8 protein-coding genes are annotated in these 14309 nt (G+C 50.2%); 3 read left to right on the forward strand and 5 right to left on the reverse strand.

Annotated features, from left to right (window positions below):
• Window positions 1–391, forward strand: a 391-nt coding sequence (locus LBF86_08685; protein MDR0665576.1) for a methyl-accepting chemotaxis protein, incomplete at its 5' end; no start/stop codon positions are given.
• A gap of 620 nt (window positions 392–1011) precedes the next feature.
• Window positions 1012–7212, forward strand: a complete 6201-nt coding sequence (locus LBF86_08690) for a hypothetical protein (GenBank protein MDR0665577.1) — start codon at window positions 1012–1014, stop codon at window positions 7210–7212.
• Between the two features lie 147 nt (window positions 7213–7359).
• On the opposite strand, the gene LBF86_08695 is transcribed toward LBF86_08690, so the two are convergent.
• From LBF86_08695 to LBF86_08710, 4 genes are read right to left on the reverse strand one after another with little or no spacing between them, the layout of a single operon-like run.
• Window positions 7360–8148, reverse strand: a complete 789-nt coding sequence (locus tag LBF86_08695) for a pyridoxine 5'-phosphate synthase (protein MDR0665578.1) — start codon at window positions 8146–8148, stop codon at window positions 7360–7362.
• A gap of 15 nt (window positions 8149–8163) precedes the next feature.
• Window positions 8164–9087 carry a Gfo/Idh/MocA family oxidoreductase gene (locus LBF86_08700; GenBank protein MDR0665579.1) on the reverse strand — a complete coding sequence of 308 codons (924 nt, stop codon included), beginning with the start codon at window positions 9085–9087 and terminating at the stop codon, window positions 8164–8166.
• Complete coding sequence (locus LBF86_08705) at window positions 9078–10160, reverse strand: DegT/DnrJ/EryC1/StrS family aminotransferase (protein ID MDR0665580.1); 1083 nt, start codon at window positions 10158–10160, stop codon at window positions 9078–9080. The genes LBF86_08700 and LBF86_08705 overlap by 10 nt, the downstream gene beginning before the upstream one ends.
• A gap of 1 nt (window position 10161) precedes the next feature.
• Window positions 10162–11517: a DUF2779 domain-containing protein gene (locus LBF86_08710; protein MDR0665581.1), complete on the reverse strand. Its 1356-nt coding sequence runs from the start codon at window positions 11515–11517 to the stop codon at window positions 10162–10164.
• An 86-nt stretch (window positions 11518–11603) separates the two neighbouring features.
• Here LBF86_08710 and htpX point away from each other — a divergent pair, with 86 nt between their 5' ends.
• The gene (gene htpX, locus LBF86_08715; GenBank protein MDR0665582.1) at window positions 11604–12503 is read left to right on the forward strand and encodes a protease HtpX; all 900 of its coding nucleotides are present in this window, start codon (window positions 11604–11606) and stop codon (window positions 12501–12503) included.
• Window positions 12504–12896: 393 nt separating this feature from the next.
• On the opposite strand, the gene LBF86_08720 is transcribed toward htpX, so the two are convergent.
• Complete coding sequence (locus tag LBF86_08720) at window positions 12897–13364, reverse strand: heavy metal-responsive transcriptional regulator (GenBank protein ID MDR0665583.1); 468 nt, start codon at window positions 13362–13364, stop codon at window positions 12897–12899.
• Window positions 13365–14309 lie beyond the last annotated feature (945 nt).

Genomic DNA, 14309 nt, shown 5'->3' on the forward strand with positions numbered 1-14309 from the left:
TACCGCTATGATCAATAAGATTCAGGCTTCGGCTAACGAAGCGGTAGAGGAGATGGATAAGGTGGTGAGGCAGGTCGAGCAGGGGCAAAGGCTTACTCAAGAGGCGGGCGATAAGATGCACATAATTAGCGATCAAGCGCAAAAGGTATCAAGCGCTATCGACGAGATCTCCAACGCGCTCAAAGAGCAAAGCGTGGCAAGCCAAGACATAGCTAAAAACGTGGAAAATATAGCGCAGATGACGGATAAAAATAACGAGTCGGCGGACAGCGCCGCAAAAGGCGCAAATAAACTTACGCAACTTAGTAAAGAGGTTTGCTCTACGCTTTCACAATTTAAGGTTCGCCAACAATATACGGCTACGCCGCGTAAAAAGACGGTCGCGACGTAAAGCGAAAACGGCAAACGCCGCGATTTTTTAAGAAGGCGGCGTTTAAGCGCGCAAAAGGCAAACCCCATAACGCCTATGCGCCGTTTTATCGTCCGCGCTTCTTTGCGATCTAGCGCGTTTGGCGCCGCGCCGCTCGATAATACGGATCGCATATTTCTAGCGCATATAGTTATAATCGTCGTTGAATGTATAAACCAATCGCTTTATACTTTCAACGATCTATAACGAGTTTTAGCTTATTTTTAAAAATACGCGCGTTATTATCGCGCGCTATATTTTTATCAAGCCGATTTTAGATATATAAAACGCGCTTGGTTTGAGTTGTAGCGCTATATATATTCGCGCGATCGATAGTTTTTGCGCGCAATTAGTAAGTTGAATAGATGAGAATATGTTCGATCTCTCGCAGGAGAGCTCCGAACTATTTTTTACGAATATCATTTACATATTTCATGTCCCGTTTATACTTTACGCATTAAGACGCAAAAAAGGATATTGATCTAAACTTGTATTTGTATTATGTTGATTGTTAATAAAATAAGTAATAGTCGTTTTATTGACGTAATCGAGATAATTTCTATAAACTCGGATCGTCTTTTTTTGCTAAGCGAGGCGAATTTATGAAAAAGATCATCTATGTTTTTGTCGCGTTAGCGTTGTGCAAAATTAATCTATTAGCGCTTGGCGCCAATACGGAGAACGCGGGATTTAACGGCGCTAGCGGAGGGTATTTTGATTCGGTTATAGCTGCGGACGGCTCGAACATTCGTTATAAGCTCGAAGCGGAGTTGTTTTCGGACGGCGAGACGAAGAACGAAAATTGGAGTTGCGCCGAGATTGAAACGGACGGCTTGACCAAAACGTATGATCGCGGCGACTGGAAAAATGTCGGACGCGAAATTAGTAGAACCGAAAACGCCTTAGCGTCGGCTAGTGCCGGCTCTTATTCCGCGACGTTTACCTTTTATGGCGGCAGAGCTAAAAACGAACGATTCTCAGAGTATGCGATCGGACGCCGTTACGTTCCAAAAGTCGCTAACGTCGCGCCGCCGTTAGATAACGCCGCCGTTGATTCCGAACGCCGTTACGTTCCGAACGCCGTTACCGCCGCGCAACTTGTCGTCGAGGTAACCGAAGTCGGTTTTAGCTCCGGCGACGCCAAGTTCGCCAAAACCGTTACGTTGCAGGTTGGCTCTACGCTTCGATATAAAGTTTCCGCGTCTCCGCGCTACGGCGTTTCGCCGAACGATAACTGGGGCTGCACCGAGGTTCAGATCAGCAATATCAAAAGATTCTACGATCACGGCGATTGGCGCGGCGGCGCTCGCACGATTACCTCTTCGGGCGAAGGCGACCGCGCGCTAAATAGCGGTATGTCGCTTAAAGCGCCAAGCGCGGCGGGGATTTACGACGTTATTTTTCAATTTTATTCAGGTAGCGGAAGCAACGGAAACTGCGACGGCGATTTAGTCGGAGAATATGTCGCGCGTAACGCCGTAAGGACTATCGGCGATATAGCGTTTAGACCGACCTTCGATATGTATTATCGCAAAAGTCTTGTGGGCGATATGAAAGTTATCGGCGCGAGCGCTATGTGTATTCCCGAAGAAACGCATCGCAAAGACGACGGATTCGGATCGTGTCAAGACCCCCAATTCACGACGATTTTTGAAAATATGAACCTCAAATACGCTTATACCGTCAATGGAGCGGTAACCGCGCACCCAAGGACTTCAAGAACGGCGGCGTTTTTGAATCTACCGCCGAACGCAAAGGTGATCTATGCCAGACTTTACTGGCTTGGCAGGCTTTCAGACGACTATGGCTCGTTTAAAGGCAAGGAGGTAAATTGCCCCAACGCCGCCTCCGTTTCCAACGCAAAAGTGTTAAAAGCCTTAAACGCCGGAGCAAATCGCGTTAAGTTTATAAAACCTTCCGGCGACTCTTTAAACGTTAAAGCGGATAACGTATATCTCGAAACATACGACGGCAATTGCGCCTACTTAGCGCGCGCGGACGTAACGGATATGATTGACGAGGACAACGCCGGCGGTCTATATTTTGTAGAAGGATTAAAAAGCCGAAGAAACGGCGGTCCGTTTGGCTCTTTTGGCGGTTGGTCGTTAGTAACGGTTTATGAAAACCAGTCCGATCCGACCAATACTTACAGATTGATAACGTTATTTGACGGCTGGCGCGGCGGCAACGACGTTATAAGGGCGATAATTAAAGGCTTCCTTACGCCCCAAAGAGGAACGGTGCATAGCTCGCTTTTTGTGATGGGCGCGGACGGCGATAGCGATCCGGGCGATCGCCTATGTATCAACGCCAAAAATCCATGGTGCAATACGGACGCGAAATATAGAAGCGGTCTTGGCGGATCGGGCGAGGAAAGATTGATTTTTCCCTATATGAAAGACAACGCTCCGATTCGACATCGCGCGTTTGACGGGTTTAGAGACAGATATTACATAAACGCTTTCCTATCGACGGTTTCCGAAGGGGCGGTCGGTTACGGAAAAATGCCTCATGGAGGGCAGCCGCAGTTTACCGACGACTATGTTCTAGGCTTCGATCTGCACACTTACCATTTGCGCGACTTTTTGGCAAACGGAGCGACCCAAACCAATATCGTGATCGAGCCGGGAGGCGATCATATTGTTTTTGGCGCGCTTGGATTTTCTACGATTATATACAATCCGCGCATCGCGGACATAAAAATTAACTCTTCCGTTAAACATAGACCCGACGCGGCGCTTATGTGCGATAACAAAAAAGATATGCGCGGCGCGACGATAAACTACGTATATACGCTATCAAACGAAGGACGGGAAGCGGCGGAAAACATTCGCGTAATTACCAGTTTCGCCGAAACGGGACTGGATAAATATATCGCCTCCGTTTCAAAGGCGGTTATGAGTTCGGAAGGATCCGTGATCTTTAGTTCTCCGTTTTGCTCGTCGAGCGTTAAAGGCATAATGTGCAACGTTAAACGCATGGACGTTTCAAAACCTAACGCGCCGTCTAGACTGATTATCAGATATAGCGTTACTTTAAAAAACGATATCCCACTCCTTGAAGACGACGTAGATTTGGAAGTTATAGCGCATGCAAACTACTATAACGCGGTAACGCACGAGGCAATCGAAACCGAAGCGAGAAATCTTACGCCCGCGATCGCGGGCAAGCTGTGCGCTAACGAAACCTGCAAAACGTTGGCTAAAAACGGCAAATCAAACGGCTATTATCTTATCGATCCCGATTGGGGCTACAAGATGCAACCCTTCGAGGTCTATTGCGACGATATGAACGCGAGCGATCATCTAAACGCCAAGACCTATCTGCCGCTGGTGATGACGACCGATTTTAGCAATCTGCGTTATAAGGCGATAAAAAACGGCGATTATTATCACAAAAACAACCAAGCCGATAAGACGCGATTTACCTCGATCCGTCTTAGCGACGATTATGCCGTTCACGCCGAAGACGACATAATTAAAAATGGATTTTCAAATATCAATTTAGTAGGCACGCCTTTTGCGATCGACTTTGATAAAACCGCGATCGGGACATGTTCGGCTTTCAAAAAAGCGCATTTTGATCAAATCGTTAAAATCGATACGGAGCTTGATAAAACAAACCTGGTTTGCAAAGCCTTGAAGGGTAAGATCAAACTTAAACAGATCGACGGCGGAAGTAAGTTTGGCAAATTTGAATTTGACAAAGTCGCCAATTATAGAGACGCGAAGTTTGCCAACGGGTTTAGGATCGATCCGCAAGATTCAAAAAAGCGCGGCGCATACCTATACAAAAGCTGTCAGGCGCTAAAAGACGGCGCGCGCGGCGTTCCAACCGGTTTTTACTATATCAACCCCGAAGAAAACCGCGATACGGGGACGGATCTATTCGCTAAAGACCTAAGCAAACATCGTCCTTTTGTCGTTTTTTGCGACATGAACTCCATCGTAACCAACGAACGCAAAGTATCCTCCTTGCAGGTCGTCTTGGACGGCGACGTTACGCTTAGCGCCGACGATCTGATTTCGCGCGACAGGGACGTATGTTCAAAACTCGGCATGTATTTCTTTGTGCCTATCAATAAACAGACGTTTAATAGAACGCGAGATTATCTTAAAGCCATCAAACCGGAGTGGTCTTCTTACACCGGTTCCGTTAAATACAACCTTACGCAGCTATGGTCCTCAAATAGCGGCGGCATGGGCGCCGACGCGTTGAGGCTGTTTTGGCCTTACGGACCGTTTGGCGTATTTAACAAGAGAGAGGGAGCGGGCGAATATACCAAAGCCTTCGCCGACGGGACGATAAGCGGAGCCGGTTTGCCGCTAAACTCTGCGGACGGCGTGGGCGAGAGCCAAAACGGCGGTTGGGAGAGCATATTCAAATATATGCCCGACTCGTTATTTGACGCCGACGGTTTTCCAAAAGAGGAGAAAGACGATTGGTGGATTTCCGATAAGGGCTGCAACGCGCTTAAAAAACACGGCTACGCCAACGGATGGGATCTATGCTCCAACAGCGCCGCATACGACGAGGACGGTTGCTATTTACACGATACCGACGCGCCGGAGCCAAACGGCGATTACGCCGCGAAACAATGGCTTTATTACGTCGCGGACAATAACGGAGACGTGTATTCATGCAATGACAAGTTAGCGCCGAGCCAAACCGCTTGGACGACGCTTGGCGCGGAGGCGGCGACTTACGTTTACGCGCATTACGCCTGCATGACGCTAGATAGCTTCGCCAAAAGCGGCGGGAAAAACGAGTTGCCTGAAAATTTCAACGGTTGGGACGAAACGTTAGACGTTAATAGCGAGCCGCCGGCGTTATATACCAAGATGGACGATCAGTCGATTGCCGCGTGGATCGTTCCGCAAGGCGAGATTAAACAATTTGAAGGGGCGCTATGCGCGTCGATCGCCTTTGGCGATAAGATCGGACATAGCCTAGCGCCTACGGGGGCGAAAATAGGTCTTGCCTCCGTTAGCGCGGCGGATTTTAGCCCGCACGAAAGCGACGGGCTTAAATACGCGTGCGCGCGGATTGACCCTCAAATCGATCTGGCGGCGACTCCGGTAACGTTTATCTGGAGCGACGGAGCGCAAAGAGCCTCGAAAGACGCCAACATAACGCTGCTGGCGTATAACTGCGTCGATCTAAACAACGTCGCGCAGTGCGATCAAAAAAGCTACGGAGGCGGATATTTCAGCGTTCGCCCTAGATTTAAAATCGCGTCGGATTACTATGAAACGTTGATCGCCGGCGCGGATTATCCAACCGAGGAGCGGTTGCCAAACGGAGGCTTTATCATAAGCGCCGCTAACGGCTATACGCAGTCGTCCGATTTAGCGATTCCGTGCGACGGGGATAACGGGCTTTGCGTAACGCCGATCGATAAAAAACCCGTCGAATACGGCGTTTTGGACGCGAATATCAGCTTTAGCGACGGAAAAGCGACGATCCATAAGATAAGCTACGACGAGGTTGGAGAGATTCTTCTTAAATTCGTCGATAACGATTGGACAAAGATCGATCAAAAACGCGATTACGGCGGCGCGTTTTCTAATGTGGAAAAATACAAAAACGATTGCATACCAAACAGTTACGCGCAAAGCGTAAATAACGCCGCGAATCCTCAAGGCTCCCCCAATTACGGCAAAATTGGTTGCGTAACCGGCGGCTTAAACGACGGCGTTATAAACGAAATCACGCTCAAATTTATTCCCCATCGATTTGTAATAAACAAGTTTGATCTAGCGGGCGCGTTTGTCGATCCATATACGCCTGTCGGCGGCGGCAGGTCGTCGTTTGTCTATTACGCAAACGAGGCGGACGGGCATTTCGCCTCGGTTTTGATCGACGCGGAAGCGATCAATAAAAAAGGCGCTACAACCAAAAACTACGGCGAAGGCAACTACAGTAAAGAGATCGCGTATCGCTTTGATTTTCCTTCGTTTGCGCCGAAATCCGTCGATATGCCGGAAGAAGCGAAGGCGGGTTTCTGGAGCCGCGCTTACGATAAAAGCGGCGCTTTAAGCAAGGGCGCGAACGTTGGCGCTAATATGTGGAGACTCGGCAGAACCGAACTGAAATTCGGGCTTAATTTCTCTCGCGATTCAAGGTTGGCAATGCCGATGTTCTTTATGCGCGCCGGATCGGCGTATAAGGGATACGACTTTAACGTTTCGTTGACGGATACCGATGACGCGCGAGGCGCGGCAAATTGGGACGAATCGACAAGCGAATTTTCGGAGATCAACTTCGTGTATGGTCGCGCCTCTATAAGCGACGTTATAAGCCGCGATCGGGACGCGAACGTTACTTTTGAGATCGACTATTTCAGCGATCGCGGCTCGAACGGGATCAGACGCGCGTTTGATACGCCAAGCGCGCAAACCGCCTCCGTCGGCTGGTATAGAATACGCGGCGCGGATAATATAACGGAGGCGAACGTCTCCGCCAACGTCGGCGGAACGTTGGGATTTGGATCGAACGACGTTTTAAATAACGAAAGCTATACGACTTTCAGTTATCAGTTAAAAGAGCGCCGCCCGCGCAGATTCGTGTCGCATCTTGGAATACCGCCGTATCTTTGGTATCACCCCTTTGGCAAACCTTATCACGAGGTAAGAGTCGGCGAGGAGGAGACGAGAAAAGGTTGCTTTGAACATCCGTGCGGCACAATCGAATTTATTCCGAAAACCGGAGACGGCTGGGGCGGATCGGGCAAACAAGACGACGATCGATACTACGACGATAACTCGACTCGCGAACTTGCGCCGCTAAGGCTTGGGCGATAGTCGCGATCAACGCGACCGCTATAGCAAAACGGGCTTGCGCGGCTGCGCGGCGTTATAAGAAAACTAGAGAAAGAGCGCGCAAGTTTGCAAACGGCGCTTACGCGCCGCAGCCGCAAAAGCGTTTTTGGGCGGCTAGAGGCGGGATCGTCAAAAATAGCGATCTTTAATAAGCGCCGCCATTTCGCGCACGGCGGCGCCAAAACCCGTCCAGATCGATCGCGCCACAATACTCTGTCCGATATTTAGCTCCTCGACCTCGTCGATCGACGCGATCGCGGCGACGTTGTGATAGTTAAGTCCGTGTCCCGCGGCGACTTTCAAGCCAATCTCGCGGGCGAACGCGGCGGATTTTTTGATTTTGCCTATCTCTAGATCGAGTTCTCGTTTAAGATCGTCGCCGCTAAGCGCGATAAGAGCGTTTGGCGCGTAGGGCGTTCGCGTTAGGTTGCCGTATAGCGCCGCCCAGAGATTGGAAAAGCGCCCCGTATGCAGCTCGACCATATCCGCGCCGCCCCTTAACGCCAGATCGCAAGCCGCTTTATTCGGCTCGATAAACAGCGAAACGGATATATCGGCTTCCCGAAACCTTTCGATTGTCCTTTTGACGCGAGCGAAAGCGCTTTTCAGCTCCAGCCCGCCCTCCGTCGTAATCTCCTCGCGTTTTTCAGGCACGAGCGTGGCGCGAAACGGACGCAGCTTTAACGCCTCGTCTATAACGCCGAAAGCGCACTCTAAATTAACCGCGATCGGCGAATTGGCGATAATGCGTTTTGCGTCGTAATCGTCGATATGCCGCCGATCTTCGCGCAGATGAATCGTGATCTGATCCGCGCCGTTTTGCGCCGCTATAAAAACCGCCTGCAAGGGATCGGGATCGCCGCTTTTGCGCGCCGCTTTCAAGACCGCTATATGATCGATATTTACGCCAAGTTTCATAACCTCTCCTTACGTCTAAAGCGCCGCCTTGAAGCCCAAAGGCTTTTTCGCGACATTAACGATCTCTAGCGTTCTAACGCTGTCGTCGATCGTAGCCAGCGCGCCGCGATCGCCGTTAGCGCATAGCGATACAAACGCGCTAAGCTCGTTGCGAAGCGGCTCGCCTTTGAAAACGACAATATCGCGCACCAGATACGAATGCGAAGCGCTATACGCCGAAAAACTTTTTAGCTCCTGACTCATCAGATCGGCTTCGTAGTAGCCCGCCGGCGTGGCTACCTCGATCTTGCGCTTTTTATACGGCGTAAGCCAATTGGTGGCGATTGTGGCTACAATTTCCTCTTGCAGCTTAAAACTTAAAATAGCGTTGTCTTCGTAGTGATTGTGAATCTTCTGCGAGGCGAAAATATGGCAATCGACAATCTCTTTGCCCGTAATGTAACGAATCAAATCTATATCGTGAACCGCCAGATCGGTCAAAATCCCCACGTCCGCGATACGCGGCGGGAAGGGTCCGACGCGGGTAACGGCGATGGAGTATATATCCTTGCTCTCAAGCTCGTTTTTCAGCGCGGTTACGACGGGGTTAAAACGCTCGATATGCCCTACGGCGATATGAAGGGCGGCGGCTGACTCTTTGATAATACGCGCGTCGTCGCCGTTTGCGGCGGCGGGTTTCTCGATAAACAGATGCAACCCTTTCGCGGCGCATTTAAGCGCCATCTCCTTATGCAAAAAGGTCGGCGCGGCGATGATCGCCGCGTCCGCTTTGATCGCCTCTAACATCTGATCCATATCGCGCCAGACTTTTTTGCCGTCAAACTCGTCCATCGTATTGTCGCACAATCCGACGAGCTCTATGCCCGCCAGCGAGGATAAAACGCGATAATGGTTTTTGCCCATGGCGCCAAGACCGATTAAAACGAGTTTTAGCGGCATGTTTCTTTTACGGCTGAAATAACTTGATTTTGCTCCTCATCGGTCAAAAACGCGCTGAACGGAAGGCTCAAAACCTCGTTCGCAAGCGTTTCGGCTACGGGAAAATCGCCGATCTTATAGCCTAGATAGGCGTAAGCCGGTTGCAGATGAAGCGGCTTTGGATAGTGAATAGCCGTAGGAATACCGCGCTCGCCCAATTCCCGCGCCGCGCGATCGCGATCGCTAACGCGGATCGTATATTGCGCGATCGCGCTATGTTGATCGCAGGCAACGCGCTTAATATCGCCAAGCGATCGATCGTATCTCGCCGCTAGATCGCGCCGCGTTTTAAGCTCTTGATTGAAATACTTTAGCTTTACGTTTAATATCGCCGCCTGCACGGCGTCGAGCCGTCCGTTTAGCCCGATCTCGGTATGTTCGTAACGCCTAGATTGCCCGTGATTGCGAAGGCGAGCGATTTTATTAGCTAACGCCTCGTCGCTTGTGAATACCGCACCGCCGTCTCCGTAGCACCCAAGCGGCTTCGAGGGGAAAAAGCTGGTCGTTCCGATCGCGCTGATCGCGCCGCTTTTAGCGCCTTTATAGCTCGCGCCGAAACTCTGACACCCGTCCTCTATCACGGCGATCCCTCGTCTAAGGGCGATCTCGTTGATCGCGTCGAAATCGGCGCAGTTACCGTAAAGGCTGACGGGAATAATCGCTTTGGTTTTTGGCGAGAGCGCCTTTTTGATTAAAGCGGGATCGATATTGGCGTCGCCCTCTCGAACGTCGGCGAATACAATCTTGGCTTTGCATAGCGCGATCGCCTCGGCTGTCGCCGCGAAAGTAAACGGCGAGGTAATAACTTCGTCGCCCTCTTGGATTCCTAGCGCGAGCAGAGCGAGCAGCAGCGCGTCCGTGCCGCTGGCGCAACTAATAGCGTATTTCGCGCCCGTATAACGCGCGAGGGCGTTTTCGAGCGCCTCGACCTCCTTGCCCATAATAAATTGCGCGCTTGAGAGGACGTTCGCTATCGCTTCGTCGATTTCGGTTTTATAGGCGGCGTATTGCGCCTTTAGATTGATAAACTCCATATTAAACTTTCCGTTTTGCTTGCGTGAGCATAACCAACTTGCGGTAAATTTTGACGAGATACTCGGTGTCTTTCTTGCAGTAATTCAGCAGATCGCGGCGAATGATCTCCCCCGTTTGCCCGTTAGCCGAATGCAAAGCCAGATAGCTTTCAACGGCTTGCGCGCCGTTTTTGACTCCGCCGTCGTAAGAGACGCCGCGAATCATCGACGGCGCGACCGCTTTAAGCGCGTGCGATCCGCGCATTTTGCCGTCGTAATACCATCGCTTTTCAAACGGAAGCGAGAGATCGACTAGCCTCGCGCGGATATGCAGCAGCTTTGCGCGATACCGCGAAAACAGATCGGCTAGATCGTTAATTACCGCTCTTTCAAACTGCGCGCCGTAGGCGATCACGCTGCCTTCGTCGCCTATCAGATCGCATAGCTTTTTTGCAATATTCTCCCTGCCGTCCGTTTCGCAATCGGCTATAAACTCGCTATGCCTCAAGCGCGATTTCGGCGAGGCGAGCGTATGCAAAGAAAACTGAAACGCGAGCGCGTCAAAAGGCTTTAGTTTATCAAAGATCGGGACGGCGTAATTGATCGCCTCGAAGTCCAGAAAATAGATCGGATATTTAACTCTCGCCATAAAGGATTTTAGCTCCGCTAAATCTATATGCGCCCTATTGGTTTCGTCGCATTTAATCTGTATCTTTTGATAATCGCTAAGCAGAGATTTTGGTATATCGCGCGGATCGAGTATATTTTGCCTAAGCAGATCGAGCTTTAGCTCTTTGCTTAACCCCGCTATATTCAAGATCGAATATTCGGGTATATTTGCAAAACATATATTGGAGTATTGACAGGCGAGATCGAGATCGCATAGCTTGTTCTCGCTCGCGTTCTTAGTCGGTTCGTCGGTAATATGAAAATAGCGGCTATATACTCGTTTGGTTACTTCGCGTTTGATAAATAGTTTATCAAAATCCAAATCTCCGTCTTTAATATACTCTTTGTCGATGTAATAGACGAACGCTTTATCGATCTTTATACCCCGCTTTCCTAAAATCCAAACCGCCAGCGCAAGCTCGTTGATCGCCGCCGAATACGGCTCGCTCGCGAACAGCGGTTTCGCGAGCTCGAAGTCGTTTTTGTTTTGCGTTATCCTATCGATGAAAACGCGAAAGTTTTTGTAGGTTAAGGTCTTGAAGGAGAGCGGGTGCGCAAATTTTGATCCGAACCATTTTTGAACCTCGCGCAAGACGGAGGGCGTAACGGTCGGCTCGCGTTTTTTCTCCTCGCGCGGAGTTTCGCCGCAAGCGCGGAGGTATCGCGCCTTTTCGCACGAAAGCAGTCTAAACAGCAGCGAGGCGTTCAATGTTCTCCTTTTGGCGGCGTATTCTATCCGTTTTCTAACGATAACTTAAGTATAATTATCGCCATACATTAAAGACGGAGGCTTAGATGCTGAGGATTGTGTTGTTTTTGCTCACCAATATAGCCGTCGTCGTCGTGGCGAGCATAACGCTGTCGCTACTCGGCGTTAGAGGCTATATCGATAGTAGCGGCGTTTTAGATTTTCAGGCGTTGCTGATTTTTTGTTTCGTTTTTGGTATGGCGGGATCGTTTATCTCGCTGTTGCTATCTAAACCGATGGCGAAATGGGCGACTAAAACCCGTTTGATAAAAGAGGGAACAAGCAATATAAACGAGGCGCGTCTGCTTGAAACGGTGCGCCAGCTTGCCCAGCAAGCCAATATCGGCATGCCAGACGTGGGCATTTTTCCCGCCGAGCAAGCGAACGCTTTCGCTACGGGCTGGAATAAAAACGGCGCGCTCGTGTCGATTAGTCAGGGTATGCTCGATCGCTACTCCGACGGCGAGGTTAGAGCGGTTTTGGCGCATGAGATTTCGCACGTGTCCAACGGCGATATGATCACTCTCTCGTTAATTCAGGGCGTTATCAATACCTTTGTGATGTTCCTCGCTCGCGTAATTGGGTTTGTCGTCGATCGCGTCGTTTTGAAAAACGAGGAGGGACGCGGCTTTGGCTACGTGATCACCGTAATAGTCTGCGAAATCGTTTTGTTGATTCTCGCCTCGACTATTCTGATGTGGTTTTCGCGCAAACGCGAATACGCCGCCGACGCGGGAGCGGCTTATCTAGTCGGCGCGCCCTACATGATCGCGGCTTTAGCGCACTTGCAAAGAGAGAGCGAAATGCCAAACGAAATGCCAAAGAGCCTAAACGCTTTTGGAATCGCCGAAGGCAAACGCGAAGGCTTTAGCTTAGCCAAACTATTTATGAGCCACCCGCCGCTAGAAAAGCGAATCGAGGCGTTGCAAAATCGCGCCGTCGTTTAGTAGTTCCAATCGGCGGGTGATCTTTGCGGTTTACGCCGCCAAGATCGTCTTAAAGACGCGCTCAAGGACTATTTCAGCGATTTATTTAAGGCAAATTGCGTTAATGGGCGCTTCGTTGATAAGGCGAGGGCGTTAGCCGCTTTTAAGCTGGCGCGGCGATTGGCAATAAGCCGTTTAACGCGCACCTTGTAAATCGTCAGTCGGTATTTGCGAGTAACGTCGTCGCGGTTTTCTCTGCGCCGCGATCGCCTCTCGCGCTCGTATCCGCTTCGGTTCGTCGCTAGATCGTTAGCGCCCAAATAAAGGTTTCGGTAAAACGGCGAATTTATAGTCGGCGCGTTTGCGGATCGGTTTTACGGGCTGCTCGCGACTAAACGAGCGTAGTTAGCGCCGTTATTCGGGCGCGCGCTTGCAAGAGCAAGGCGAGACGCTTTCTTCAGATCGAAGCGCGGAAAGAATAGGACAACGCTCCGGCGGTCCGTGACCCGGGCAAACGGCGACTAGGCTCGCAAGCCGCGCCCGAACGCTCTCTAAGCGCGCGATTTGTTCCTCGATTTCGGCTAGGCGGCGGCTAGCGCGCGCCTTCACGTTCGCCACGCCGTGTTTGGCGTCGGACGAAAAATTTAACAGATTGGCGATCTCGTCTAAGTTGAACCCCAACTCCTTTGCGCGCAGTATAAAACGCACTTGCTCAATCGCTTCTTCGTCATACGCGCGATGTCCAGAAACGCGCCGTCGCGGACGCGGTAATAGTCCTTCGCGCTCGTAGTAACGCAAGGCGTCCGTAGAGACTCCGGTCTTTCTTGAAAGTTTTCCGATCGACATATAACGCGGCGTAGCGCGGCTATTGCATTCGCTCATTAGATAACCTCCATAATAAATTATATCTATATTGTTGTTTTCAGCCCCGCGCAAAGTCGCCGTCGTTGTCGAGCGCCGCAAGGAAAGCGACCTTCGCGCCGTATAAAAGCGACTTTTTTGCGATAAGACTAGTCGCGGGCGACAACCGCGAGAGATCGCGCTGAGTTTCTCTCTTTAAGAGCCCCCGCAACCAAAAAAAGCGTCGCGTCCGTAGTCGCCGTTTATATGATAGTAGGCGCTTAGATCGCCCCTACCGATTTTTCATCGTCGCGTCGATCTCCTGTTTTTTAACGCCTTTGCGGGCAAAATAAGGGACTTTTAGCGCGTTTATGCAAAGGGACGTAAAGCCCCTCTATTGTTCCTAGCTTTTTTATCGCGTTAAATCCGCTTTCTATTCTCTTTAAACAAACGCTTCGTTTATGCGTAACCTTTTTTGCCTCGCTATAACGCGAAACGGACGCTCGCGGCAAAAACCTCTCTTTGCCTCTCGCCGCTCTAAAAGCGATAAACGAGGCAATGCTGAAATCAACGTTTCTAGGCTTATCAAACGCGCTACGCTACGTTTTGCTTTTGCTAGATTTTCGTTAGACAGGATTAGATTGACGTTAATTTGAGCGAAAATGATTTAACATGCATAAATTTTGATTTCATCGGGAGAGAGATTGTTGCAATGCAATTCGCTCGGTTTAGCTCGATCTTTAATAGCGTTATCGGAGGTTAAAAAAAGATTCCTCTCTTTACAGAAGATGGACAATCCCAAACGATAGACGCTGGACTTGATTGCGCTAAAACCTCTCAAACGGAGTTAGTAAAAGTTACGGCAAAGCAAGATAACGCTACGGGCAGATACGCTATTAAAATCAATACGAACATAGAAGGTAGAGGCGCTACCTATAGCCAAACGATTAGCGGTATCTGCCCAAACAACGGCTACGTTATCTGCTC

It is taken from the genome of Helicobacteraceae bacterium (assembly GCA_031258155.1).
Lineage (GTDB): Bacteria > Campylobacterota > Campylobacteria > Campylobacterales > SZUA-545 > JAIRNH01.

Excerpts from the sequence above, each read along its gene's own strand:
- LBF86_08720 (MDR0665583.1), bottom strand. The coding sequence starts at position 13,364 with ATGAGCGAATGCAATAGCCGCGCTACGCCGCGTTATATGTCGATCGGA.
- LBF86_08690 (MDR0665577.1), top strand. The coding sequence starts at position 1,012 with ATGAAAAAGATCATCTATGTTTTTGTCGCGTTAGCGTTGTGCAAAATT.
- LBF86_08705 (MDR0665580.1), bottom strand. The coding sequence starts at position 10,160 with ATGGAGTTTATCAATCTAAAGGCGCAATACGCCGCCTATAAAACCGAA.
- htpX (MDR0665582.1), top strand. The coding sequence starts at position 11,604 with ATGCTGAGGATTGTGTTGTTTTTGCTCACCAATATAGCCGTCGTCGTC.
- LBF86_08695 (MDR0665578.1), bottom strand. The coding sequence starts at position 8,148 with ATGAAACTTGGCGTAAATATCGATCATATAGCGGTCTTGAAAGCGGCG.
- LBF86_08700 (MDR0665579.1), bottom strand. The coding sequence starts at position 9,087 with ATGCCGCTAAAACTCGTTTTAATCGGTCTTGGCGCCATGGGCAAAAAC.